The organism is Nesterenkonia sp. Act20 (assembly GCF_019173455.1).
Taxonomy (GTDB): Bacteria; Actinomycetota; Actinomycetes; order Actinomycetales; family Micrococcaceae; genus Nesterenkonia.
In genome coordinates this window covers 318,536-343,242 of the sequence record NZ_JADPQH010000002.1, presented here as the reverse complement: position 1 = coordinate 343,242, position 24,707 = coordinate 318,536, and the positions used below count along the sequence as shown (strand labels likewise).

Below are 24,707 nucleotides of genomic sequence, written 5' to 3'. Positions count from 1 at the left end.
GACGTGTGCGCGGGTGGTGCTGGGCGTTCAGTCCCGGACAGTCCGTGGGAACAGCGAATCTACGACGTGCCGCGCGGCGTCCCGGGGCTGACCGGACCAGGGGAAGTGGTGCATGGACACCATAGGGCTCGCGTTGATCTCGAGTACCGAGGGTTCGTGGTGGTCGACCTCGCTCCGGGGAAGCAGGACGTCGAAACCGACGATCCTCAATCCGGGCAGAGCCCGTGCGGCGCGCTCGACGAGCTCACGCTCCTTCTCTGTGATTTCGTCGGTAGCATCCACTGCGTCTCCACCGGTGTGGAGATTCGAAGTGCTGCGGAGATATACGCGTTCTCCGGCTTCTGGGACGGAGTCCAGCCGGTGACCATGGCGCTGCAGGTAGTCGAGCGAGACAGCATCCAGGACCAGAGCCTTGTGAATAGGGCCCCGGTCTCTGTTCTTGGCGTCGATTAGGTCCCGGATGGTCGTCCTGCCATCGCCGCTCACGCTGGCGGGCCTTCGCCGGGTAGCGGCGACAAGACGGTTCTCGACGACGAGACAGCGATGCTCCACACCTGTCCGGAACTCCTCGACCAGGATCCTGGCGTTGTTTGCTGCCACCTGACTGAACGCTTCATGGAAGTGTTGCTCGGTCTTGATCCCCGCGTGCACGTCCTTGCCCTGCCGACCGTTATGGGGCTTGACCACGGCTCGTTCAAACGGGGCTGCCCAGGCCCATGCTCGAGCAGACTCATTCACTCCGAACACGGCGTTCTCGGGTGCGCTGATCTTCAGGTCCCGAAAGAGTCGACTCGCCACGTCTTTATAGGAAGCGATCTTTTTCACGAGGTCGCCGTTGTGGTTGGTGCCGCCGCCGTTCCACGTGCGCATGCGCCCACCGTGTTCCATCACCATCCGGCCGCTGTTGATCGACTTTCGCACCGTGATGCCGCGGTCCAAAGCTTCAGCCGCGACCACGATGTTCGTGTAGTTCGTGCGGCCCACTCCGACATCGATCAGATGACGAATGGCCTGATCGTATCTGTCCATGACGTCACCTAACCGAGGGAGCGAACCAATGCAAACACGTAGGAGGTCGGGTGGCGAGCGCAGCGCGCCACCCGACCTCCTGAGGCGCGGGACTACATGCTGCGGGTCAGCACCGCGCGCTTGACCTCTTGGATGGCCTTGGTGACCTCGATGCCGCGCGGGCAGGCATCGGTGCAGTTGAAGGTGGTGCGGCAGCGCCACACGCCCTCTTTGTCGTTGAGGACCTCCAGGCGCATGTCGCCGGCGTCGTCGCGGGAATCGAAGATGAACCGATGCGCGTTGACGATCGCCGCCGGGCCGAAGTACTGCCCGTCGGTCCAGAAGACCGGGCAGGAGGAGGTGCAGGCGGCGCAGAGGATGCACTTGGTGGTGTCGTCGAAGCGCTCACGGTCCTCGGGGGACTGCAGGCGCTCGGCGGTCGGGGCCGGCGAGTTGTTGACCATGAAGGGCATGATCTCGCGGTAGGACTGGAAGAAGGGCTCCATGTCCACGATCAGGTCCTTCTCCACGGGCAGACCCTTGATTGGCTCGACCATGATCGGCTTGGAGGTGTCCAGGTCCTTGAGCAGCACCTTGCAGGCCAGGCGGTTGCGACCGTTGATGCGCATGGCATCGGAGCCGCAGACGCCGTGGGCGCAGGACCGGCGGAACGTCAGCGAACCGTCGATGTTCCACTTGACCTTGTGCAGGGCGTCCAGCACGCGGTCGGTGCCGTACATGGTGAGCTGCCATTCGTCCCAGCGTGCCTCATCGGAGAACTCCGGGTCATAGCGGCGCACCTGGAGAGTGATCTCGAAGCTCGGGACCTCGCCTCCGCCTCCGCTCTCCTTCATGTCGATCTTGGAAGCGGGCTCGGCGGCTTCTTTGGTGGGAGTGCTCATCAGTACTTACGCTCCATCGGCTCGTAACGGGTGAAGACGACCGGTTTGGTGTCGGCACGGATGCCGTTGGTGCCGTCGGTCGAGGACTCGGGGTCGAGGTACATCATCGAGTGCAGCATGAAGTTCTCGTCATCACGCTCCGGGAAGTCCTCGCGGTAGTGTCCGCCGCGTGACTCCTTGCGGTGCAGGGCCGCCACGGTCATGACCTCGGCCATGTCCAGCAGGAAGCCGAGCTCCACGGCCTCGAGCAGGTCCAGGTTGAACCGCTTGCCCTTGTCCTGGATCTGCACGTTCTTATAGCGCTTACGCAGATCAGCGATGACCGCCAGGGCTTCCTTGATGGTCTCCTCGGAGCGGAACACCTGCATGTTCGCGTCCATGGTCTCCTGCAGCTCAGAGCGCAGCGTCGCCGTGCGCTCTCCGCCGGTGGACGCACGCATCGCGTTGAGCTGGTTCTCGGTGAACTCGGTCGGGTTCTCCGGGATGTCCACGAACTCTGCGGTGGCGGCATATTCGGCGGCGGCCAGGCCGGCGCGCTTGCCGAACACGTTGATGTCCAGCAGCGAGTTGGTGCCCAGGCGGTTGGAGCCGTGCACCGAGACGCAGGCGACCTCACCGGCGGCGAAGAGGCCAGGGACCACGGTGTCGTTGTCCTGCAGGACCTCGGACTTCACGTTGGTCGGCACGCCGCCCATCGCGTAGTGGCAGGTCGGGAAGACCGGCACCGGCTCGGTATAGGGCTCGACGCCGAGGTAGGTGCGCGCGAACTCGGTGATGTCCGGAAGCTTCGCGTCGATGTGCGCGGGCTCCAGGTGCGTCAGGTCCAGCAGCACGTAGTCCTTGTTCGGACCCGCGCCACGTCCCTCACGCACCTCGTTCGCCATGGATCGCGCCACGATGTCACGTGGGGCGAGGTCCTTGATCGTGGGGGCGTAGCGTTCCATGAAGCGCTCACCCTCGGAGTTGCGCAGGATCGCGCCCTCACCGCGGGCGGCCTCGGAGAGCAGGATCCCCAGCCCGGCCAGACCGGTGGGGTGGAACTGCACGAACTCCATGTCCTCCAGCGGGATGCCCGCACGGTAGGCCAGGGCCATGCCGTCGGCGGTCAGCGTGTGTGCGTTGGAGGTGGTCTTGAAGATCTTGCCCAGACCGCCGGTGGCGAAGACCACAGACTTGGCCTGGAAGACGTGGATCTCGCCGTTGGCCAGGTCGTAGGAGACGACGCCGGCCGTCCTCTTCTGCATGTAGGTGGAGCCGTCCTCGCGGGTGGCCTCCTCCTCCACGGTGAGCAGATCCAGCACGTAGTACTCGTTGTAGAACTCGACGTTGTGCTTCACGCAGTTCTGGTACAGCGTCTGCAGGATCATGTGACCGGTGCGGTCAGCGGCGTAGCAGGCGCGGCGCACGGCGGCCTTGCCGTGGTCGCGGGTGTGCCCGCCGAAGCGGCGCTGGTCGATCTTGCCCTCGGGGGTGCGGTTGAAGGGCAGACCCATCTTCTCCAGGTCCAGCACAGCGTCGATGGCTTCTTTGGCCATGACCTCTGCGGCATCCTGGTCCACCAGGTAGTCACCGCCCTTGACCGTGTCAAAGGTGTGCCACTCCCAGTTGTCCTCTTCGACGTTGGCCAGTGCGGCGCACATGCCGCCCTGGGCGGCACCGGTGTGGGAACGGGTGGGGTAGAGCTTGGTCAGCACCGCGGTGTGGGCGCGCTGGCCGGATTCGATGGCTGCGCGCATGCCTGCGCCGCCAGCGCCGACGATGACGACGTCGTACTTGTGAACCTGCATCAGCTTGTGGCTCTCTTTTCGTGGTGTTCGGAAGCGTGAGAACGCGCAGAGGTGCGCACCGGGGTTGCCCCGGTGGAGATCAGACGTTCTGGCAGAAGGCGGGTGCGGAATCGAGCAGCTGGCCGGTGTTGTCGACCATGCAGGGCTCGAAGGTGAAGATCACCATGGTGCCCAGCACGATGATGACGACCACGGAGAGGGTCAGGATGGACTTGAGCCACACCCGTGTGGAGTCCTTCTCCGCATAGTCGTTGATGATCGTGCGCATGCCATTGCCGCCGTGGAGCATGGCCAGCCAGAGCATGGTCAGGTCCCAGAACTGCCAGACGGGATTCGCCCATTTGCCGGCGACGAAGCCGAAGTCCACGCCGTGGATCCCTTCGCCGACCATCAGGTTGACCCAGAGGTGCACGAAGATCAGCACCACCAGAGCGGCGCCGGAGACGCGCATGAAGACCCAGCCGGCCATCTCGAAGCTGCTCGAGGAGCTCGACGAGCGGCGCAGGTACTTGGGGTCGATCCGCTTGGAGCGCGGAGCCTCGATGCCCTGTGTGGGCAGTGCCACGGAATCAGTGGTCGTCATGTTCAGAACCCTCCCCAGCCGTCAAGGAACAGCATCACGTGGCGCGCGGTGAAACCGATCATCACGATCACCCAGAGGCCCATCACGGCCCAGAGCATCTGCTTGTGGTAGCGGGTGCCCTTGGACCAGAAATCCACCAGGATGATCCGCAGGCCGTTGAATGCATGGAAGACGATCGCGCCGACCAGGCCGATCTCGCCGATGATCATGATCGGGTTCTTATACGCGCCGATCACCGCGTCGTAGGCCTCCGGCGAGACCCTCACCAGCGAGGTGTCGAGCACGTGGACCAGGAGGAAGAAGAAGATCCCTACACCGGTGATCCGGTGTCCTACCCAGGACCACATGCCCCCTGACCCCTTATAAAGGGTGCCTTTAGTCTGCGTCACCTGTCATTACCTCCCTGCGTCCTTGCATGGCATTCCGCGCGGCGCATTTTGTCTGCATGTTTTCTTCGCTGCGGCGGTGCGGAATCCGTGACGCCAGCGCGAGTCCTATGTCATCTACCAGAGTAGAGCACCGCGGCCGACGACGCGGCTCATCGCGCTTGTGAGCAGGCTTTGTTGCGCCGTTGTTCAGGCGTGCCTGAGTCGTGTTCTGCCGAGATCACGCCGCGAGGATTTGAGTTCTACAGCATGTAGAAAATCTGCAATGTTGTGACGCAATTCCTGTGCGCCGGGATCGGGGACCTGCTGCGCGGCTGACCGGGCCGGTCAGCGTATGGGTCTACCCTGGTGAGGTGACTTCTCAGGCAGCTTTGGACAAGTTTTATACGGTGATCCCCGCAGGAGGTGTGGGGACCCGGCTCTGGCCGCTCTCCCGCGCGAGTGCGCCCAAGTTTCTCCACGACCTCACCGGGGCCGGGACCACGCTGATCCGTGGAACCTATGAGCGGCTTGCGCCGCTCACCGGCAAGCGCGTGATGGTGGTCACCGGCGAATCGCATCGACAGGCTGTGCGCGAGCAGATCCCCGAGCTGGACACCGAGGACCTGGTGCTCGAATCCGAGCCCAAGGACTCCGGCGCGGCCATCGGCCTGGCCGCCGCGATCCTGCACCGCCGCGACCCGGAGACCATCATGGGCTCCTTCGCCGCCGATCAGGTGATCGCCCCCGTGGAGGTGTTCCAGGAAGCGGTGCGCGAGGCGGTGGCCACTGCTGCAACCGGGAAGATCGTCACCATCGGCATCACCCCCACTCATCCCTCCACCGGCTTCGGCTACATCCGCCGCGGGGCGGGCCTGCAGATCGACGGTGCGCCGATCCCGGAGGCGCCGCACGCCCACGAGGTCGTGGAGTTCGTGGAGAAGCCGGGTCAGGAGCTGGCAGAGAAGTACGTGGCCTCGGGGGACTACCTGTGGAACGCCGGGATGTTCGTCGCTCCGGTGGCCCTGCTGCTGGATCATCTCGCCCGGGCCGAGCCCGAGCTCCACGCCGGACTGACCGAGATCGCCGCCGCCTGGGGCACCGAGGCGCAGGCCGAGGTCACCGCCCGGGTCTGGCCGCAGCTGCCCAAGATCGCCATCGACTATGCAGTCGCCGAGCCTGCCGCCGCCGCCGGAGACGTGGCCATGATTCCCGGCACCTTCACCTGGGACGACGTCGGAGACTTCGCGGCGATCGCCCGGCTCAACCCGGCCCGCGAGCAGGAATCGATGACCGTGCTCGGGGAGAAGGCTCGCGTCTACTCGGACCAGTCCTCCGGCGTCGTCGTCTCCGACACTCAGCGGGTGGTCGCGCTGATCGGTGTGGAGAACATCGTCGTGGTCGACACCCCGGATGCGCTGCTGGTCACCACCACCGATCACGCGCAATCGGTGAAACAGGCAGTGGAGGCACTCAAGGCGCATGGAGAATCCGATGTCCTCTGAACCAGCGCGCCGCACCGTCATGCTCAAGGCCGCGCATGCCTCCGCCGCAGAGCTCGTCGACGCTCTGGAGCCGGAGCTGCTCACCGTGCGCCGGGACCTGCACGCCCACCCTGAGCTCTCCTGGAAGGAGGAGCGCACCACCGAGAAGCTGGCCGCGCGTCTCCGAGCCGTGGGGTTGGAACCGCAGCTCATGCCCGAGACAACCGGACTCTACGTGGATATCGGCGTCGGTGAGTTCGCCGCCGGATTCCGCGGGGACATCGACGCCTTGCCGGTGGAGGAGCTCACCGAGCTGGACTTCGCCTCCACACACACAGGAGTGACCCACGCCTGCGGACACGACATCCACACCACAGTGGCGCTCGGCGTCGCGCTGAGCCTGCAGCGGCTGCACCAGGACCGGATCGACGACGGCGACCCGGACGGCCTCGGCGCGAAGGTGCGGGTCATCTTCCAACCCGCCGAGGAGACCATGCCCGGCGGTGCCCTGGAGATGGTCCGTCAGGACGTCCTCGCCCCGCTGCCGCGGATCTTCGCCCTGCACTGCGATCCGCGGATCGAGGTGGGCAAGATCGGCACCCGCATCGGCGCGATCACCTCCGCCGCCGACGTCGTGCGCATCAATGTGACCGGGCGAGGCGGCCACACCTCCCGCCCGCACCTGACCGAGGACATGGTCTCCGCGCTGGCGCATATCGCCTCCACCGTGCCTGCGGTGCTCTCCCGCCGGGTGGACGTCCGTTCGGCGGTCTCGCTGGTCTGGGGGCAGATCGAGGCGGGCAGCGCGCACAACGCGATCCCCGCCAGCGGCACACTGGTCGGCACCATGCGGATCCTCGACGCGGACGCCTGGCGCGACGCCGGCAAGCTGCTCGACGAGATCGTGGAACAGGTCGCCGCGCCCTACGGGGTCGAGGTCGAGCTCGAGCACATCCGTGGCGTGCCTCCGGTGATCAACAGCGAGCGGGAGACGACCCTGCTGGAGAACGCCGGCCGCGAGGTGCTCGGCTCCGAAGGCCTCGAGCTCGCGCCGCAGTCCATGGGCGGGGAGGACTTCGCCTGGATGACCCAGGAGCTGCCCGGGGCGATGTTCCGGCTGGGCACGAACACCCCCGGCGGACCCGAGTTTGACCTGCACCGCGGTGACTATGTCCCGGACGAGCGCGCGATCGGCTACGGCACCAAGATCATGGTCACCACCGCACTGAGCGCGATCGGCGAGCTGCGTCGCGCCTGAACACGGCAGCGGGGCTGGCCTCGTAGGATGGCCCCTATGACTGAGGACGATGACTTTCTGACCGGACGCATCGCGCGGATCCCGGCCCCGGATCACGACGCCGACTGGGACCGGCTCACCACCCAGGCCAGGATCGCGATGACGCATGCCTACGCCCCCTACTCGAACTACCCGGTGGGGGCCGCCGCGCTGCTCGAGGATGGCTCCATCATCTCCGGATGCAACGTGGAGAACGCCTCCTACGGGCTGAGCCTCTGCGCGGAGTGCACCATGATCGGTGCGCTGCAGATGAACGGCGGCGGCAAGATCGTCGCCTTCACCTGCGTGAACCGCGAGGGCGAGTACATCACCCCCTGCGGCCGCTGCCGGCAGCTGCTCCACGAATTCTCCGCGCCCACCATGCATGTGCGCACCGCCCAGGGCCCGACCACACTGGAGGCCCTGCTGCCGGAATCCTTCGGTCCGCGCGACCTCGAAGCGACCGCTCGGGAGGCGACATGAGCCCCACCGGACTGAGGTATGACCGCTCCGCCCACGATGCCGTGGAGCTGATCCGGCTCAAGCGAGACCACGGACACCTCTCCCAGGCGCAGATCGAATGGATGATCGCCGCCTACACCGACGGCTACGTCGGCGATGAGCAGATGTCCGCGCTCGCCATGGCGATCCTGCTCAATGGGATGAACCGCGAGGAGATCGGCCACTGGACCGCGGCGATGATCGCCTCCGGCGAGCGGATGGACTTCTCCTCGCTGCGCGGCCCCGACGGCGGACGCCGGCTGACCGCTGACAAACACTCCACCGGCGGCGTGGGCGACAAGATCACGCTTCCGCTGGCTCCCTTGGTGGCCAGCTACGGGGTCCCGGTTCCTCAGCTCTCCGGCCGCGGGCTGGGTCACACCGGCGGCACGCTGGACAAGCTCGAGGCCATCCCCGGCTGGCAGGCCGATCTGAGCAACTCCGAGCTGCTGCGTCAGCTCGATGAGGTCAACGCCGTGATCTGCGCCGCCGGACCGGGCCTGGCCCCCGCGGACAAGAAGCTCTATGCGCTGCGCGATGTCACCGGCACCGTGGAAGCCATTCCGCTGATCGCCTCCTCCATCATGTCGAAGAAGATCGCCGAGGGCACCGATGCGCTGGTGCTCGACGTCAAGGCAGGCTCCGGGGCGTTCATGAAGTCCCGCGACGACGCACGGGAGCTCGCCCGCACCATGGTGGCGCTGGGCACCGACGCCGGGGTCAAGACCTCCGCGCTGCTCACCGACATGGAGAGCCCGCTGGGACTCACCGCCGGCAATGCCATCGAGGTGGAGGAATCCGTCGAGGTGCTCTCCGGAGGTGGCCCGGCCGACGTCGTCGAGCTCACTGTGGCGCTGGCGAAGGAGATGCTCGAGGCGGTGGGCATCAGCGGAGTGGATCCCGCAGAGAACCTGCGCAACGGCCGGGCGATGGACTCCTGGCGCGCCATGATCTCCGCCCAGAGCGGAGACCCGGAGGCGGCCCTGCCCCAGGCGAAGCACAGCCACACCATCCTCGCGGGAGTCTCCGGCACGATGACGCGTCTGGACGCCATGGCCGTGGGCCTGGCCGCCTGGAGGCTCGGGGCCGGTCGCGCGCGCAAGCAGGATTCGGTGCAGGCCGGCGCAGGGGTGCGCATGCACGCCAAGCCAGGTGAGGCCGTCGCCGCCGGTCAGCCGCTGTTCACCCTGCTCACCGACGACGAGCACCGGATCGCCCGCGCCGAGCAGGCGCTCGAGGGTTCCGTGGACGTCGACGCCGAGGGCGGCCCGCACGAGACCCCAGAGCTGGTCTTCGACCGGATCACCGCCGCAGACCTGACCGGCTGAGGCGAGCGGATGGGGCCTGGGGAGATCCTCGATGCCATCAATGGGGTCGTCCTTGACGCCGCCTCCGGGTGGTGGACGCTGGTGGGTCTGTTCCTGCTCTGCGTCATCGACGGGTTCTTCCCCGTCGTGCCCTCCGATTCCCTGGTGATCGGACTGGGCTCGCTCGCGGACGAGCCCGGCACCCCATTCCTGCTGTGGGTGGTCCTGGTCGCCGCTGGCGGGGCCCTGCTGGGGGACTTCATCGCGTACCGGATCGGCCGCGCCATCGGCCCGATGCGGTTCGCCTGGATGCGCCGGCCTGCACCCCAGCGGACGCTGGTCTGGGCCCGGCATGAGCTGGACAAGCGTGGAGTCCTGCTGATCTTCGTCGGGCGGTTCATCCCCGGTGCCCGCGTGGCGATCAACTTCGTCGCGGGCACCACCGGATTCTCCATCCGCCGATTCCTGATCATCGACCTGATCGCCTCGCTCGTCTGGGCCTCCTACTCGGTGAGCATCGGCGCCATCAGTGCGAACATCTTCGACTCGGTGCTGGTGGCGCTCGCAGTCTCCATCGGAGCCGCCGCAGTGCTGGGCTGGATCTTCGATCGAGTCTTCCGGCTGGTGGCCGTCTGGCTGGACCGCAAGGGCGTGCACATCGACCCAGAGGGCTACCTCGACACCGCCGCCCTCCCGGTGGAGGCTCCGCTGCGGCTGCACCGCGATCGCGGCGACCACCACGGTGGGCACACCGGAGACCCGCACCAGCGCCACCACCGTGACCGGCAGGGACGCCGGCACGACGACGACGGCGACGCCCCCACCCGCTGAGACCCTCAGGCGACTTCCGCGGACGTCCTCGTTAGACTCGGTCCTATGACTTCTACTGCTTCCGATGTCCGCACCGCCGCCGCCCAGCTCGAAGAGCAGCTGCGCAATCTGCCCAAGGTCTCCCTCCACGACCACCTGGATGGATCGCTGCGTCCGGAGACGCTGATCGAGCTCTCAGCCGCGGTCGGCCATGAGCTGCCCACCCAGGACCCCGAGGAGCTGGCCGAACACTTCCGCCAGAACGCGAACTCCGGTTCCCTGGAGCAGTACCTCGAGGCCTTCGCGCACACCGCAGCGGTGATGCAGACCGCGGAGAACCTTCGTCGCGTCGCAAAGGAATACGTGGAGGACCTTGCCGCCGATGGCGTCGTCTACTCCGAGGTCCGCTGGGCCCCCGAGCAGCATCAGCAGCAGGGCCTGAGCCTCGACGAGGCCGTGGAAGCGGTGCAGGCAGGACTGAACGAGGGCATGGAGGCCGTGGCGGAGAAGGACGGCGTCATCGTCGTCGGCCAGCTCGTCTCGGCCATGCGCCAGTCTGATCGCGCCGATGAGGCCGTGGAGCTCGCGCTGCGCCACCGCGAGCAGGGTGTCGTCGGCTTCGACATCGCCGGACCCGAGGCAGGCTTCCCGCCGAGCCGCTTCGCCGATGCCTTCACCCGACTGGCCAGCGAGATGCTTCCCGCCACGGTCCACGCCGGCGAGGGCGACGGCATCGAATCCGTCCGTGACGCCCTGGTCTCCGGCCGTGCCCAGCGCCTGGGCCACGGTGTACGCGTGGCCGAGGACATCACCGTGATCGAGAGCGAGCCCGACTCCGACGCCGGGGAAGAGGTCTTTCAGGTGGAGCTCGGCCCGGTCGCCCGCTGGGTGCGCGACCGGCAGATTCACCTCGAGGTCAGCCCCACCTCCAATGTGCAGACCGGCGCCATCGCCGGGTTCGCCGAGAGCGGCAAGCCCGAGCTCAGCGACCACCCCTTCGACATGCTCTACCAGCTCGGCTTCAACGTGGGTGTCAACACCGACAACCGTCTGGTCTCCGGAGTCACCCTCTCCGGAGAACTCGCCCTGCTCGCCGGCACCTTCGAGTACGGCCTCGCCGAGCTCGCCGACTTCCAGATCAACGCCCTGGAGTCCTCCTTCCTCGGTTATGAGGAGCGCGAGGCCCTGGCCGCGATGATCCTCGAAGCCTGGCAGTGACCACGACGGCCGAGAAGAAGCCCTCCTCCGTGGCAGGAGAACAGATCACCACCCTGCGCTGGGTCATCGCTGCGCTCCGGGAGCACTGCCCGTGGACCTCGCAGCTGACCCACGGCGATCTCACCGAGTACCTGGTCGAAGAGGCCTACGAGGTGCTCGAGGAGATCGAGTCGGGCAGCCTGGACGAGAGTCTGCGCAAGGAGATGGGTGACCTGCTCTTTCAGGTGGCGCTGCACTCGCAGCTCGCCCAGGAGCGGGGCAGCTTCGACCTCGACGGCGTCGCGGAGGCCATCACAGCCAAGCTCATCCGCCGCAGCCCGCATGTGTTCAGCGCCGACGGGCAGCTCGCCGTGGACCACCAGGCCACGGTGGAGCAGGTCGAGGCCGCCTGGACGCGGATCAAGGCCGAGGAGAAGGCTGCCCAGCAGGTGCCGGACCAGGCCCTAGCGCCGGAGCAGACTGCTGCGCCGGAGCCCTCCGAGTCCCACCTGGCCGGCGTCGTCGGCTCGCTGCCTGCGCACCTGCCGGCCCTGGCCAAGGCGGCCAAGGTCATCGACCGGCTGGGTCGCGAGCGCGGTGAACATCTGCCCAACGACATCGGAAAGATCCCGGCCGCGGCTGACGAGGAGGAGCTCGGTGAACTACTCTTTGCTGTGGTGCGCTCCGCACGGGCCAACGGGCAGGATCCGGAACGGGCGCTGCGCAGCCACTTGACCCGACTCAGCTCATCAGCCCCGGACGCCCCGGCTGACTGAGCCGCCGCAGCGGAGACGATCCGCCGAGAAGTTCACCCGAGAAGTTCACCTGATAAGACACCGGCGCAAGGGCGCGCACGGCACACCCGAGAAGTTTCCCACCGAATGAACAACTAGGAGCCGACAGAATATGTCTCTGATCGCCAGTGTGTACGGCCGCGAAATCCTCGACTCGCGAGGCAACCCCACCGTAGAGGTCGATGTCCTTCTCGACGACGGCAGCTTCGGCCAGGCCGCAGTCCCCTCCGGCGCCTCCACCGGCGCCTTCGAAGCCGTGGAACTCCGTGACGGTGACAAGGACCGTTACCTCGGCAAGGGCGTGAAGAACGCCGTGGCCGCGGTCAACGACGTCATCGCCGCCGCCCTGGAAGGACAGGACGCCACCGAGCAGCGCATCATCGACCAGATCCTGCTCGACCTCGACGGCACTGAGAACAAGAACTCCCTGGGCGCGAATGCGATCCTCGGCGTCTCGATGGCCGTGGCCAAGGCCGCCGCCGACTCCTCGGACCTGCCGCTGTACAAGTACCTCGGCGGCCCCAACGCGCACCTGCTGCCCGTGCCGATGATGAACATCCTCAACGGCGGCTCCCACGCGGACTCCAATGTGGACATCCAGGAATTCATGATCGCCCCGATCGGTGCCGCCACATTCACGGAGGCGCTGCGCTCCGGCGTGGAGGTCTACCACTCACTCAAGGCGCTGCTCAAGGAGAAGGGTCTGGCCACCGGGCTCGGCGACGAGGGCGGCTTCGCGCCGAGCCTCTCCTCGAACCGCGAGGCGCTTGACCTGATCACCGAGGCCATCACCCGTGCCGGATACACCCCCGGCAAGGACATCGCCCTGGCCCTGGACGTCGCCGCCAGCGAGTTCTACTCCGACGGTGCCTACACCTTCGAGGGCGAGTCCAAGACCCCCGAGGAGATGAGCGCATACTACGGCGAGCTCGTCGATGCCTACCCGCTGGTCTCCATCGAGGATCCGCTGGATGAGGACGACTGGTCTGGCTGGAAGACCCTGACCGATCAGATCGGCGAGAAGGTCCAGCTGGTCGGCGACGACCTCTTCGTCACCAACCCGGACCGCCTGGGCAAGGGCATCGACAACAACACCGCGAACTCGCTGCTGGTGAAGGTCAACCAGATCGGCTCGCTCACCGAGACGCTGGACGCGGTCTCCCTGGCGCAGCGCAGCCGCTACACCACGATGATCTCCCACCGCTCCGGCGAGACCGAGGACACCACCATCGCGGACATCGCTGTGGCCACCAACGCCGGCCAGATCAAGACCGGCGCCCCCGCCCGCTCCGAGCGCGTGGCCAAGTACAACCAGCTGCTGCGGATCGAAGAGGAGCTCGGCGACGCGGCACGCTACGCCGGAGCCTCGGCTTTCCCGCGCTTCAGCGCCTGAGCTTGCTGCCTGTCGAGGCACGAGCTGCCTGCTGAGGCACGACTGATCGCAGGCGCAGCGCACTGAGGACGGGGTGTGTTGGGGTGGATTCTGGTCTCGACCGGGACTCCACCCCAACACACCCCGTCCTCGTCTGTTCGCGTGTCAGAAGCCGGTCGGCTCCTCTGGTGCAGATATCGTGAAAGTCCACGCCTACTTCCCCCTCTTCCCCCTCAAGGCGGTGACCTATCGTGCCGAACCGACGTGCATCTTCCTCCGAGACCAAGGCCCGCGCGGCTCAGGCGCGTCGGCTCGCCGAACGCGATCAGGTCTCCGGCGAGATCCGCACACCTGCCGGAATCACCGCTCGCCGCGGTGCTCGCTCCAACGGTCCCCGCACCACCGGATCTGCCAAGACCCCGGTCAGCGCCGCGACCGCGGTGCCCGAGCGCACCTTTCCCGGCCGCATGATCGTGCTGAGCCTGGTCGTGCTGGTGGTCATCTCCTTCCTCGTGCCCACGGTGAACAGCTTCTTCCAGCAGCGCTCGGAGATGATGGAGCTCGAGGCGCAGATCGCCGCCGAACAGCAGGAGCAGGCTGAGCTGCAGTCCGAGCTGCTGCGCTGGGAGGATCCAGACTTCGTGCGTCAGCAGGCCCGCGAACGCATCAACCTGGTCATGCCGGGGGAGCGCCGCTATCAGGTCATGGGTAGCGCCGAGGACGGCGAGCAGGAGGTCGAGGAGCTGGACTCCACCGAGGTCCGCAGCGACCTGCCCTGGGCGGAGGCGCTCTGGGACTCCCTGGTGCGCTCCGCCGCCGAGTGACCAGCTCCGCCGCAGCGGTCTCGCGCCGCCGGCAGTGAAGTAGGCTGGGTGCCCGTGAACTCGACTACTCCTCGCCCCAGCGATCTGGACACCATCAGCCTGCAGCTGAGCAGGCCAGTGCGCGACGTCGTCGAGATTCCCGCCCGCTGTGTGTGCGGCAACCCGCTGGTCGCGGCCACTGCCCCGCGGCTGAGCAACGGGATCCCGTTCCCCACCACGTTCTACCTCACGCACCCCGCGGCGACCGCAGCCGTCTCCAGGCTCGAGGCCGCGGGGGTCATGGCGGAGATGAGCCAGCGACTCACCACCGACGAGCAGCTCGCCGAGTCCTATCGCCAGGCTCACGAGAACTACCTCACCGAGCGCGAACGGATCCGCTCGGAGGCCGGGCTGGATCCGGTCTGGGAGATCGAGGGCGTCAGCGCCGGTGGCATGCCTGAACGGGTCAAATGCCTCCACGTGCTGGCAGGCCACGCCCTCGCCGTCGGCCCCGGCATCAACCCGCTCGGAGATGAGACGCTGGAGCTGATCTCCGGCAGCTGGACCCCGGAGACCTGCATCTGCGCCACCTCCTGGGACCACGAGGCGCCGGTCCCTCAGCGCGACCTCAGCCGGCATGTGCGCAGGGCGAACCAGGGGTTCGCTCGCCAGCAGCCCCCGTCCCGTGCGGAGGACCCACACCAGGGTGCGCCCGCCTCGCAGCGCGACACGGAAACCGCATAGAGTGCTGCCAAGCCTCCGAAGCCAGAGCGACCGACCGCCGAACCCGAAGACCGTACGCCAGGAAGAGGACACCCCATGAGAGTTGCTGCCATCGACTGCGGGACCAACTCCATCCGCCTGCTCATCGCCGACGTCGAAGACACCGGACGCGTCACCGACGTGGTCCGGCAGATGACTGTGGTCCGGCTCGGCGAGGGAGTGGATGAGACCGGGGAATTCTCGGCCGACGCTCTGGACCGCACCTTCGCGGCCGTGGACAACTACGCGGCACTGATCCGCCGGCATCAGGTTGAGGCGGTGCGCTTCGTGGCGACCTCTGCCTCCCGAGATGTGGCGAACCGGGACGAGTTCATCGCCGGGGTGCACCACCGGCTCGGCGTCGAGCCCGAGGTGATCCGCGGCAGCGAAGAGGCCGGGCTCTCCTTCGCAGGCGCCGCCTCGGTCCTGGACTGGGACGCCGAACGTAAGATCCTCGTGGTGGATCTCGGCGGCGGGTCCACCGAGTTCGTGCTGGGCACCTCCGCCGGCGTCGAACACGCCATCTCCACCGACATGGGCTGCGTGCGCTTCACCGAGCGCCATATGCGCAGCGACCCGCCCACCGACACCGAACAGTCCATGACCGCCTTCGAGACGCTGTCCTTCCTGGAGAACGTCTCCGAGGTCATGCCGCTGCACGAGACCGAAGTGGTGATCGGTGTCGCAGGCACCGTGACCACAGTGGCAGCCCATGCGCTCAAGCTGGAGGACTACGAGCCGGATCTGATCCACGGCGCGGAGATCGACCTGGACCGGATCCACCAGTCCGTGGACCAGCTCGTGCATGCCACCCGCGACGTGCGCGCCCATATGCCGATCATGCATCCCGGCCGCGTCGATGTGATCGGCGCGGGCGCGCTGATCTGGGGGACCATCCTGGATTATCTGAACAAGGTCACCGAGGGCCGGATCATCTCCGCGGTCGCCTCGGAGCACGACATCTTGGACGGCATCGCCATGTCCCTGGCGCACACCCAGTCCGGGGCCGGCCCTGCTGGGGCCGAGGCTCACACCGGCTCCAAGACCCACACCGGCGCCGAGACCCACGGCGCGGAGAAGTCTGCATGAGGCCCGGTTCACCAGCACACACCGCCACCCGGTGCAGCCTCTCCGCGGCCCTGGTCGCCGGGTTCGCGCTGACCTCTGCCGTGGTCGCAGCACCCGCCGCCCACGCAGATGAATGGCGGGACCAGCAGTACTGGCTCGAGGACTATGGGATCACCGAGGCCTGGGAGACCACGCGAGGCGAGGGCATGACCGTCGCGGTCATCGACACCGGTGTCGACTCCTCCCACCCCACACTCTCCGGCGCAGTGGTCGGCGGCACCGACGTCTCCGGAGCCGGCGACGGCGGCGCACCAGTGGACCAGGTGGCCACCGAGCACGGGACCCTGGTGTCCTCGCTGCTCGCCGGTCGGGGCACTTCCGAGGAGGCCGAGGAGGTCGCTGAGCTCGTCGAGGGTGATTTCGAAGATCTCGACGACGACGAGTGGGAAGACTGGTGGGAGGACTTCGAGTCCGACCTGGAGGAGATCTACGGTGAGCAGTGGCAGGACGAGGTGGATGCGGACGCCCTCGAGGAGTTCGAAGAGACCCGCACCGCGCCCCGTGAGCTGACCAGGAACGAGGCGGGCGACGACGGCGTCGTCGGTGTCGCCCCTGAAGCGTCGCTGCTCTCCATCTCGCTGCTGCTGGAGGACCCCAACCCCTATGGGGGAGGCACCGAGGAACAGATCGCCGAGGCCGTGACCTGGGCGGTGGACAACGGAGCCGACATCATCAACATGTCCCTGGGCTCAGGGTTCCAGGAATGGCCGGAGTCCTGGGACGAGGCGTTCCTCTATGCGGAGGAGAACGACGTCCTGGTAGTGGCCGCCTCGGGCAACCGCGCCTCCGGGCAGCTTTCGGTGGGTGCCCCCGCGACCATCCCCGGGGTGCTCGCCGTGGCGGGCGTCGATGAGCAGCGCCGCATCAGCGAGGACTCCTCCTCGCAGGGCATCGCGATCGGCATCGCCGCCGCCTCCGAGCCGCTGGTCGGCGCAGTCCCCGGCGGCGGCTACGCCGAGTGGAACGGAACCTCCGGCGCAGCTCCGATCGTCTCCGGGGCGGCAGCGCTGGTCTGGGCCGCGAACCCCGAGCTCAGCGCCACGGAGGTCAAGCATCGTCTGCTCTCTACGGCTGATTCGGAGGGTGCCGACGGTGTGGACCCCGAATACGGCAACGGCGTGCTCAACGTCGCAGCGGCGGTGAACGGGGAAGCCCCGGCGTTCGAGGCCTCCGCATATCCGACCCTGGCCGAATGGGTGCGCGTGCACCGTCGCGGACAGGTAGAGGAGACCGAGCAGGAAGACATCCCCGAGGACGCCGGCGTAGTGGCCGGCCCCGAGGGGGAGCCTCGGGCGATGCCCGAGGCCAGCCGCGCCAGCACCGCGCAGGACTGGGCGGGACCGGTGGCGCTGAGCGCCGCCGCTCTGCTGGTCGTCGCTGTGATCACGATGGCTGCGGTGCACTACAACCTCGCGCGTCGCCAGGACCCCTGAGCCCACCGCTCGGCCGTCCCGGCACCGCAGGGAGATCAGATCACGCACTACTGAGCAACGTATAGGATGAACGATATGGCTATCTCTCAGACACTTTCCGCGAAACCCCGCGTCCTCATCGTCGGCGGCGGCTACGTCGGGCTCACCACCGCCCAGCTGCTGCAGAAGAAGGTGAAGGCCGCCGGCGGCGTCGTCACCGTCGTCGATCCGATGCCGTACATGACCTACCAGCCCTTCCTCCCGGAGGTCGTGGGCGGGCACATCGAGGCGCGTCACGCGGTGGTCTCCCACCGCCGACACCTCAAGGATGCCGAGATCATCACCGGCAAGGTCAGCGCCGTGGATCACGACGGCCGCACCGCGACTGTGGAGCTCTCCCAGGGCGAGACCATCGAGCTGCCCTACCAGGACATCGTCATGGCCGCCGGCGCGACCACGAAGACCTTCCCGATCGAGGGCCTCGCCGAGCACGGCATCGGTCTGAAGACCATCGAAGAGGCGCTCACGCTGCGCAACCACGTGCTGGAGCGCATCGAGGCGGCATCGGTCATGACCGATGAGAAGGCCAAGTCCCGCGCCCTGACCTTCACCGTGGTCGGCGGCGGCTTCGCCGGCATCGAGACGGTGGCCGAGATGGAAGACATCATCCGCGCCGCCGTGGGCGCGAACTCGCGCATCGGTCAGAACGATGTGCGCATCCTCATGGTCGAGGCCATGGGACGGGTCATGCCCGAGGTCAGCGAGGACCAGGCCATCGGCGTGGTCGAGCACCTGCGCAGCCGCGGCATCGAGGTCCTGCTGAACACCTCGCTGGGCTCCGTCGTGGACGGCGAGATGACGCTGATCAATATGAAGGACAAGTCCGAGGCCGACCGCTTCGAGTCCGACACCCTGGTGTGGACCGCTGGCGTCGCCGCCAACGTCATCGCCAAGAACTCCGGCTTCCCGGTGGAGCCTCGCGGTCGCGTGACCGGTTCGGCCACGCTGCAGATCGCAGACGAGGACGGCAAGGTGCTCCAGAACGCCTGGACCGCCGGGGACATCTCCGCGATCCCCGACCTCTCCGGCGGCGGGCTCCCCGATGGCACCTGCGTGCCCAACGCGCAGCACGCCTCCCGCCAGGCGAAGGTCCTCGCCAAGAACATCCTGGCGGCAAGCTACGGCCAGGGCCAGCTCAGCGAGTACAAGCACGAGTCCCTCGGTGCGGTCGCCGGTCTGGGCATGTTCCAGGGCGTGGGCAACCCGCTGAAGGTCAAGATCAAGGGCTTCCCGGCATGGATGGCTCACCGCGGCTACCACGCGATGGCGATCCCCACCGTGGAGCGCAAGGTCCGCGTGGTCGGCGGCTGGATCAGCGAGATCGTGCTCGGTCGGGACTACACCCCCGTGAGCGATCTTCAGACTCCGTACCGCCAGTTCCAGGAAGCTGCAGGCAAGAAGAAGGAACCTTCCAAGAGCTGACCCACAGGCTCCATGCAGAGTTGAGACGAGAGAGCGGGCTGTCATCGGCAGCCCGCTCTCTGCCCCTATAGCCCAATCGGCAGAGGCAACCGACTTAAAATCGGTCCAGTGTGGGTTCGAGTCCCACTGGGGGCACCTCCAGCGCGGCGCCTAGGTGCACAGACCGCTGTCGGTGACGCCCCGAGAGCAGATCACCGCTCACCTGGTCATCCGGCAGGCCGGTGATGTCCCCTGCCTCTCCAGCAGTCCTACCAGGCCAGGCTCAGCGCGACCAGGCCAGGTGAGGCGGCGTGCCCCGGGGATTCAGTGCACGCCTCGAGCTGCCAGCGCCTCCGCGGTCTCCTCGGCGTGGCGCAGACTCATGACCAGCAGCGGCATCACGGTGGCGCGCGGGGTGGGTCGCATTCCGCGCGCCCGCTGGGCTTCACGGATCTCCGCGTAGAAGGAAAGGATAACCGGGACCGAGCGGATCGTCAGGGACAGCGCGAGCGAGATCCGCTCGGCGCTGAGCCCGACTCGGCGCAGCGGACGGTCCAACGGGCGCAGCGCGCGTTCGCAGGCGGCGAGGATGTCTGAGGTGGCGGTGGTCAGCGTGAACAGTGCCGCCAGCAGCACGACGGCGAGCACGCGGCTCACATTGAAGCTTGTCTCCTCGGGGGTCAGGAAGATCAGCTGCGGAATGGTCAGCACCACCACCAGCCACTTCATCCGCCAGAGCTGAGCGAGGAGACCGCGCAGGCCCATCCCTGCGAGCAGATATCCGCCGAGCGCTGCTGTCCAGATGCTCAGCAGGACCCAGAGGTTCTCCCGGAAGAGCGAGGCAGCCAGGGCCGCAAGGAAGATGCCGAGGAACTTGGCGCCCACCGGCATCCGGTGCAGCCTCGAGTCTCCTGGCCGGTAGAGCGGAATCACCGATTCACCCCATCACACATCGCGCGCTCGGCGTCATCGAGCGGGGCCGCGCGCGTGGCGTCGTCGGCGGGCGTGGGTGAACGGTGCGGGGTAGGCCCGGGCGAGCGAGTGAGTCAGCATGATCGCGATGACGGCCTTGATGACATCGCCGGGCACGAAGGCGAGATTCAGCAGAAGCGCCTGCTGCAGACTGAGACCCAGCTGGAACGCCATCACGGGCAGGCCGCAGGCATAGACCACCAGGATGCCGCCCAGCACGGTGCCGGTGATGGTGCGCCAGAGTCGCAGCGGCCAGGACGCCTGGGTGATGAGACCGACGAGGAAGGCACCCGGGATCCAGCCCAGCGCGAAGCCTGCGGTGGGACCGGCGAAGACACCCAGGCCACCAGACCCGTGGGCGAGCAGGGGCAGCCCGGCCGCCACCAGCAGATGCAGCAGGACGATGGCGCCGGCGCCGCGCCACGGCCCAAGGACCGCTCCGGCGAGCATCACGCCCAGGGTCTGCAACGTGATCGGGACGCCGCCCGCGAGGGGGATCGCCGGAAGCTGGCCGAGCACTGCCACCAGAGCGGCAAACATGGCCATCTGCGAGATGCTGCGCACCGCCGTGCTGGGGCCGGCGGCTGCGGGGGAGGAGCCAGTGGAGTCACGGAGAGTCTCAGATCTATTGAACACTGTTCAAATATAGTCCCAACCTCGACTGTGTTTCAGCCTGCGGCAGATTCCCAGTGGATTCCCAGTCTCAATCATGTTCAGCAGGGGGTCGGCAGTTAGAATGGTCCAGGACTCGTCCCTCGCGCGTGCGACCGGCCGTTCAGCCGTGACCTGCGAGGACGAACGATGAGACATCCACCCGAGCACCGATAGGAGTGCGGTCACACCATGTCCAATCCGATCTTCAACACCGGTGCCTTCCCTGACCAGTTCAGTGAGAAGAAGCGCGAGCGGCGCCGGTTCTACATGAATGACCAGGGTGGCGTCACCGAGCAGCAGCGCCAGCAGAACCCCGCCCAGGGCCAGCCCTTCGCCACGCAGTACGGGATGCCAGGCCAGCAGGCCGGAGCGGGACGCGCCAGCACGGACCAGCTGAACCAGCAGTACAACCTCCCCGACGCGGCCGGATCGCAGGGCGCGCCGATGACCTACGACGACGTCATCCGCAAGACCGTCACCAGCTTCGCGGTCCTCCTGGTGGGTGCCGCGGTCGCCGTCGCACTGGGTGTGGTCATGCCCGGTCTGGTCATGGGCCTCGCGCTCGTCGCGTCTCTGGTCGGCTTCGGACTCGGACTCGCCAACGCCTTCAAGAAGGAGCCGAGCCCGGCTCTGATCCTGGCCTACAGCGCGACCCAGGGGTTCTTCCTCGGTGCGATCACGATGTTCCTGGAGACCCAGTTCCCGGGCATCGCGGTGCAGGCCGTCATGGCCACCGTGGCGGTCTTCGGCACGATCCTGGCGCTGTTCAAGTCCGGCAAGATCCGTGCCACCCCGAAGCTGAACAAGATCTTCTTCGTCGCGATCATCGGCTACGCCGTGTTCTCGCTGATGAACTTCGGGCTGATGATGTTCACCGACATGGGCATGTTCGGTCTGCGCTCGGGCTGGTTCGGCATCGCGATCGGCGTCTTCGCCATCCTGCTGGCCTCCTACTCTCTGGTCATGGACTTCACCAACATCCAGGAAGGCGTGGACGCCGGCGTCGCCCAGAAGTATGGCTGGGCCGCCGCCTTCGGTCTCACCGTCTCCCTGGTGTGGCTCTACATCGAGATCCTTCGCGTGATCGCCATCGTTCGATCTATGGCGGAATAGCTGTCCTGTGGGGTCCCACGCCGAGCTGGCGGTGACCCTGCGAGGCTCTTGCTAAAGAGCTGGCGGGCCCGACCGACGCATGCGCTGCGTGGGGCGGGTCCGTCTTTGTATGGAAGACCTGCAAGCCATGTCAGGATGTACCAATGAACACAGTGGAAAAGATCGAGCTGATGGAAGAGGACGTCCCGCCGCGGATGGCCGAGGAGCAGCGGATCCAGGATGACGTCCCCTGGGGCGTCCGGATCGCCGCCGCCTGGTCCTGGCGAGTCATCATCATCCTCGCCTTCCTCGGCGTGCTGATCTGGCTGCTCAGCCACGTCTCGCTGCTGCTGATCCCGCTGTTGGTCGCCGCGTTGCTGGCCACGCTGCTGCGACCGCTGCACAATCTCTTCGTCAAGCTCAAATTCCCCAGGATCCTGGCAGCGATCACGACGTTGATCGTGCTGATCGGATTCGTCACCGGACTGCTCTGGCTGGTCGGGCAGCAGCTCGTCCAGGGCTTCTCTGAGATGGCGAGCCAGGTGACCGAAGGTCTCTTCGAACTCGTGACGCTCGCGGAGGAGACCGCCGCAGGCTTCGGCATCCAGATATCCGCTGATCAGATCAACCAGGGACTTGAAGAGGGCCTCACTTACCTGCAGGACAACTCCGAGGCGATCCTCGGCGGTGCGATGGCGCTGGGCTCCACCGCAGGCAATGTGGTCATCGGCGGCATCCTCGCCCTGTTCACCCTGATCTTCTTCCTGGCCGACGGACGCAAGATCTGGGACTTCCTGGTGTTCTTCGCCCCCGGCAAGCACCGCCCGGCGATCCATGGCGCGGGACGACGCGGCTGGACGGCGCTGGGGTCCTATATGCGCGTACAGGTCTTCGTGGCCGCCGTCGATGCTGTGGGCATCGGTGTGGGCGCCGCCATCCTCGGTGTTCCGCTCGCACTGCCGGTCGCGGTGCTCGTCTTCCTCGGCTCCTTCATCCCGATCGTCGGCGCAGTGGTCACCGGCGCCGTGGCCGTGATCCTCGCCCTGGTCGCCAACGGCCTGGTCAACGCGCTGCTCATGGTCGGCGTCGTGCTGCTGGTCCAGCAGATCGAGTCCAACATCCTGCAGCCCGTCGTGATGGGCAAGGCCGTGCGCCTGCACCCGCTGGCAGTGATCCTCGCCGTGACCGCAGGCACCACGCTGCTGGGCGTCGTCGGCGCGCTCTTCGCCGTGCCGGTCCTGGCCTTTGTGAACCGCGCCGCGCAGTACCTGGTCAAGGAGGAGTGGCGCGGAGACCCCGAGGCGAAAGCGATGGAGCGCCTCGAGAAGGAAGAGGCCATCAAGCGCGCCGCCCAGAAGGAGGTCCAGGAGGCCGAGGAGCAGGCCTCCCTGGCCAACATCACCCGCCGGCTCAAGGAGACCATCCCCGGTCTGAACCCCGATCGCCCGGGCTTCGGTCGCCGCCGCGGTGCTTCGACAGGAACCATGACCCGCACCGAATCGCAGTCGGACATCAGCACAGAGGCGACGCACAGCGACGCGCACCCCGACCAAAGCGCTACCATCGCCGAAGAGGACCACTCCCGGCCGGAGGATGAGGGTAGACGCGAATGACACAGATCCAGCACAGCCCAGACACGACCGCGGGCGCTCCGCTGCGCCCCGGGTCCCGGCTCAGCGTGCAGCTCGAGGACATCGAGGCGGCGCAGGAACTGCTCAAGGGCATCATCGTGCGCACTCCCATGGAGCACTCGCGGGCCTTGGGTCGCATCATCGACGGGACCGTGCACCTGAAGGCGGAGAACCTTCAGCGCGCCGGCTCCTTCAAGGTCCGCGGGGCCTATGTGCGCATGGCACGGCTCTCCGAGGAGGAGAAGGCCCGCGGCGTCGTCGCAGCCTCAGCGGGCAACCATGCCCAGGGCGTGGCGCTGGCCGCCAAGAAGCTGGGCATCACCGCGAAGATCTACATGCCCCGCGGCGTCGCGCTGCCGAAGCTGGCCGCCACCCGCGATCACGGCGCCGAGGTCATCCTCTACGGGTCAAATGTGGATGAGGCGCTCTCCGAGGCCCAGCGGCACTCGGATGAGACCGGGTCCGTGTTCATCCACCCCTTCAACAACACCGATGTGGTCGCCGGGCAGGGGACCATCGGCCTGGAGATCCTGGAGCAGGAGCCCCAGGTCGACACCGTCATCATGGGGATCGGCGGGGGAGGCCTGCTCGCCGGCTCCGCCGTCGCGATCAAGCAGCAGGCGGCGCGGCTGGGCCGAGAGGTGAAGATCATCGGTGTTCAGGCCGAGAACGCCGCAGCGTACCCGCCTTCGCTCGCCGCCGATGCGCTGGTGCCGATCCAGGGTGTGCGCACCATCGCCGACGGCATCGCGGTGGGACGGCCCGGGGAGATTCCCTTCGAGATCATCAAGGAGCTTGTCGACGAGGTCGTGACGGTCAGCGAGGACGCCATCGCGCGTGCGCTGATCTTCCTGCTCGAGCGCTCCAAGATGGTCGTCGAGCCCGCCGGAGCCGTCTCGGTGGCGGCACTGATGGAGGGCAAGCTGACCGAGCTGGGCCTCGAGTCCAAGAACGTCGTGGCAGTGCTCTCCGGCGGCAACATCGACCCGATGCTGATGCTGCGCGTTATCCAGCACGGCCTCTCCGCGGCGGACCGTTTCCTCACGGTGAAGATGATGCTCAAGGATCTTCCCGGTGAGCTCGCGACGATCTCGCAGATCATCGCCGACGCCGACGCCAATGTGACCGGTGTGGATCACAGCCGGATCGGCGGCGCGCTGTCCATGGGCGAGGTCTCCATCGTGATCAATATGGAGACCAAGGGCGCCGAACATTCCGAGCGCGTGCTCAACCGTCTCCGCGCCCAGGGCTACGAGCCGATCGTCCCGCCTCACTGAGAGCGGGGCACCCCAGCATCTGACCGACCGGACCACAGACGACGACGGCGGCCCCTCAGCTGAGAGGGGCCGCCGTCGTCGTCTGGGCCGAGGCTGGCCTGAAGCTGTCCGTGAGGACCGGTTCAGGCC

The 24,707-nt window shown here is 67.1% G+C and carries 23 protein-coding genes and 1 tRNA gene; 17 read left to right on the top strand and 7 right to left on the bottom strand.

Translation table 11 applies throughout. The features are described from left to right. Positions 1 to 27 precede the first annotated feature (27 nt). The 5 genes from IY716_RS11215 to sdhC form a co-directional block, all read right to left on the bottom strand. Positions 28 to 1,029, bottom strand: a complete 1,002-nt coding sequence (locus IY716_RS11215; RefSeq protein ID WP_218221787.1) for a hypothetical protein — start codon at positions 1,027 to 1,029, stop codon at positions 28 to 30. A 92-nt stretch (positions 1,030 to 1,121) separates the two neighbouring features. Next, positions 1,122 to 1,910, bottom strand: coding sequence for a succinate dehydrogenase iron-sulfur subunit (locus IY716_RS11210; protein ID WP_218221786.1), 789 nt, complete (start codon positions 1,908 to 1,910; stop codon positions 1,122 to 1,124). Next, complete coding sequence (gene sdhA, locus IY716_RS11205) at positions 1,910 to 3,697, bottom strand: succinate dehydrogenase flavoprotein subunit (protein WP_218221785.1); 1,788 nt, start codon at positions 3,695 to 3,697, stop codon at positions 1,910 to 1,912. The genes IY716_RS11210 and sdhA overlap by 1 nt, the downstream gene beginning before the upstream one ends. A gap of 79 nt (positions 3,698 to 3,776) precedes the next feature. Then, positions 3,777 to 4,280, bottom strand: coding sequence for a succinate dehydrogenase hydrophobic membrane anchor subunit (locus IY716_RS11200; RefSeq protein WP_218221784.1), 504 nt, complete (start codon positions 4,278 to 4,280; stop codon positions 3,777 to 3,779). A gap of 2 nt (positions 4,281 to 4,282) precedes the next feature. Then, positions 4,283 to 4,669, bottom strand: coding sequence for a succinate dehydrogenase, cytochrome b556 subunit (sdhC, locus tag IY716_RS11195; protein ID WP_218221783.1), 387 nt, complete (start codon positions 4,667 to 4,669; stop codon positions 4,283 to 4,285). Between the two features lie 350 nt (positions 4,670 to 5,019). On the opposite strand from sdhC, the gene IY716_RS11190 reads away from it, so the two are divergent. The 14 genes from IY716_RS11190 to IY716_RS11125 all read left to right on the top strand — a co-directional run bounded on the left by IY716_RS11190 (position 5,020) and on the right by IY716_RS11125 (position 19,108). Further along, on the top strand, positions 5,020 to 6,150 hold the full coding sequence (locus IY716_RS11190; RefSeq protein ID WP_218221782.1) for a mannose-1-phosphate guanylyltransferase: 1,131 nt from the start codon (positions 5,020 to 5,022) through the stop codon (positions 6,148 to 6,150). 19 nt (positions 6,151 to 6,169) lie between these two features. Then, the gene (locus IY716_RS11185; RefSeq protein WP_218222198.1) at positions 6,170 to 7,387 is read left to right on the top strand and encodes an amidohydrolase; all 1,218 of its coding nucleotides are present in this window, start codon (positions 6,170 to 6,172) and stop codon (positions 7,385 to 7,387) included. Between the two features lie 36 nt (positions 7,388 to 7,423). After that, the gene (locus tag IY716_RS11180; protein ID WP_218221781.1) at positions 7,424 to 7,888 is read left to right on the top strand and encodes a cytidine deaminase; all 465 of its coding nucleotides are present in this window, start codon (positions 7,424 to 7,426) and stop codon (positions 7,886 to 7,888) included. Continuing rightward, positions 7,885 to 9,234 (top strand): thymidine phosphorylase, encoded by a 1,350-nt coding sequence (locus IY716_RS11175; RefSeq protein WP_218221780.1) that lies wholly within the window; start codon positions 7,885 to 7,887, stop codon positions 9,232 to 9,234. The genes IY716_RS11180 and IY716_RS11175 overlap by 4 nt, the downstream gene beginning before the upstream one ends. Before the next feature lie 9 nt (positions 9,235 to 9,243). Next, on the top strand, positions 9,244 to 10,044 hold the full coding sequence (locus tag IY716_RS11170) for a DedA family protein (RefSeq protein WP_218221779.1): 801 nt from the start codon (positions 9,244 to 9,246) through the stop codon (positions 10,042 to 10,044). 45 nt (positions 10,045 to 10,089) lie between these two features. Continuing rightward, positions 10,090 to 11,241, top strand: coding sequence for an adenosine deaminase (locus IY716_RS11165; RefSeq protein WP_218221778.1), 1,152 nt, complete (start codon positions 10,090 to 10,092; stop codon positions 11,239 to 11,241). Further along, positions 11,238 to 11,996, top strand: a complete 759-nt coding sequence (locus tag IY716_RS11160) for a MazG nucleotide pyrophosphohydrolase domain-containing protein (RefSeq protein ID WP_369699695.1) — start codon at positions 11,238 to 11,240, stop codon at positions 11,994 to 11,996. Before IY716_RS11165 ends, IY716_RS11160 begins: the two co-directional genes overlap by 4 nt. 130 nt (positions 11,997 to 12,126) lie before the next feature. Then, complete coding sequence (eno, locus tag IY716_RS11155) at positions 12,127 to 13,407, top strand: phosphopyruvate hydratase (RefSeq protein WP_218221777.1); 1,281 nt, start codon at positions 12,127 to 12,129, stop codon at positions 13,405 to 13,407. A gap of 230 nt (positions 13,408 to 13,637) precedes the next feature. Next, positions 13,638 to 14,210 (top strand): septum formation initiator family protein, encoded by a 573-nt coding sequence (locus IY716_RS14075; RefSeq protein WP_218221776.1) that lies wholly within the window; start codon positions 13,638 to 13,640, stop codon positions 14,208 to 14,210. A 54-nt stretch (positions 14,211 to 14,264) separates the two neighbouring features. Next, on the top strand, positions 14,265 to 14,933 hold the full coding sequence (locus tag IY716_RS11145) for a DUF501 domain-containing protein (RefSeq protein ID WP_369699694.1): 669 nt from the start codon (positions 14,265 to 14,267) through the stop codon (positions 14,931 to 14,933). Between the two features lie 75 nt (positions 14,934 to 15,008). Then, positions 15,009 to 16,040 carry a Ppx/GppA phosphatase family protein gene (locus tag IY716_RS11140; RefSeq protein ID WP_218221774.1) on the top strand — a complete coding sequence of 344 codons (1,032 nt, stop codon included), beginning with the start codon at positions 15,009 to 15,011 and terminating at the stop codon, positions 16,038 to 16,040. Then, on the top strand, positions 16,037 to 17,512 hold the full coding sequence (locus tag IY716_RS11135) for a S8 family serine peptidase (RefSeq protein ID WP_255316746.1): 1,476 nt from the start codon (positions 16,037 to 16,039) through the stop codon (positions 17,510 to 17,512). Before IY716_RS11140 ends, IY716_RS11135 begins: the two co-directional genes overlap by 4 nt. 75 nt (positions 17,513 to 17,587) lie before the next feature. Beyond that, complete coding sequence (locus IY716_RS11130; protein WP_218221773.1) at positions 17,588 to 18,973, top strand: NAD(P)/FAD-dependent oxidoreductase; 1,386 nt, start codon at positions 17,588 to 17,590, stop codon at positions 18,971 to 18,973. Positions 18,974 to 19,034: 61 nt separating this feature from the next. After that, positions 19,035 to 19,108 (top strand) — tRNA-Leu (locus IY716_RS11125). A 168-nt stretch (positions 19,109 to 19,276) separates the two neighbouring features. Here IY716_RS11125 and IY716_RS11120 read toward each other — a convergent pair. Together IY716_RS11120 and IY716_RS11115 are read right to left on the bottom strand one after the other, a co-directional pair. Then, positions 19,277 to 19,885, bottom strand: a complete 609-nt coding sequence (locus tag IY716_RS11120; RefSeq protein WP_218221772.1) for an energy-coupling factor transporter transmembrane protein EcfT — start codon at positions 19,883 to 19,885, stop codon at positions 19,277 to 19,279. Between the two features lie 33 nt (positions 19,886 to 19,918). Then, the gene (locus IY716_RS11115; protein ID WP_369699693.1) at positions 19,919 to 20,560 is read right to left on the bottom strand and encodes a biotin transporter BioY; all 642 of its coding nucleotides are present in this window, start codon (positions 20,558 to 20,560) and stop codon (positions 19,919 to 19,921) included. Positions 20,561 to 20,767: 207 nt separating this feature from the next. Between IY716_RS11115 and IY716_RS11110 the strand changes: the two genes are divergently transcribed. From IY716_RS11110 to ilvA, 3 genes are all read left to right on the top strand, one after another. Next, the gene (locus IY716_RS11110) at positions 20,768 to 21,691 is read left to right on the top strand and encodes a Bax inhibitor-1/YccA family protein (protein WP_218221771.1); all 924 of its coding nucleotides are present in this window, start codon (positions 20,768 to 20,770) and stop codon (positions 21,689 to 21,691) included. Between the two features lie 143 nt (positions 21,692 to 21,834). After that, positions 21,835 to 23,283, top strand: coding sequence for an AI-2E family transporter (locus tag IY716_RS11105; protein ID WP_218221770.1), 1,449 nt, complete (start codon positions 21,835 to 21,837; stop codon positions 23,281 to 23,283). Then, positions 23,280 to 24,578, top strand: a complete 1,299-nt coding sequence (gene ilvA / locus IY716_RS11100; RefSeq protein ID WP_218221769.1) for a threonine ammonia-lyase — start codon at positions 23,280 to 23,282, stop codon at positions 24,576 to 24,578. The genes IY716_RS11105 and ilvA overlap by 4 nt, the downstream gene beginning before the upstream one ends. Positions 24,579 to 24,707: the final 129 nt, after the last annotated feature.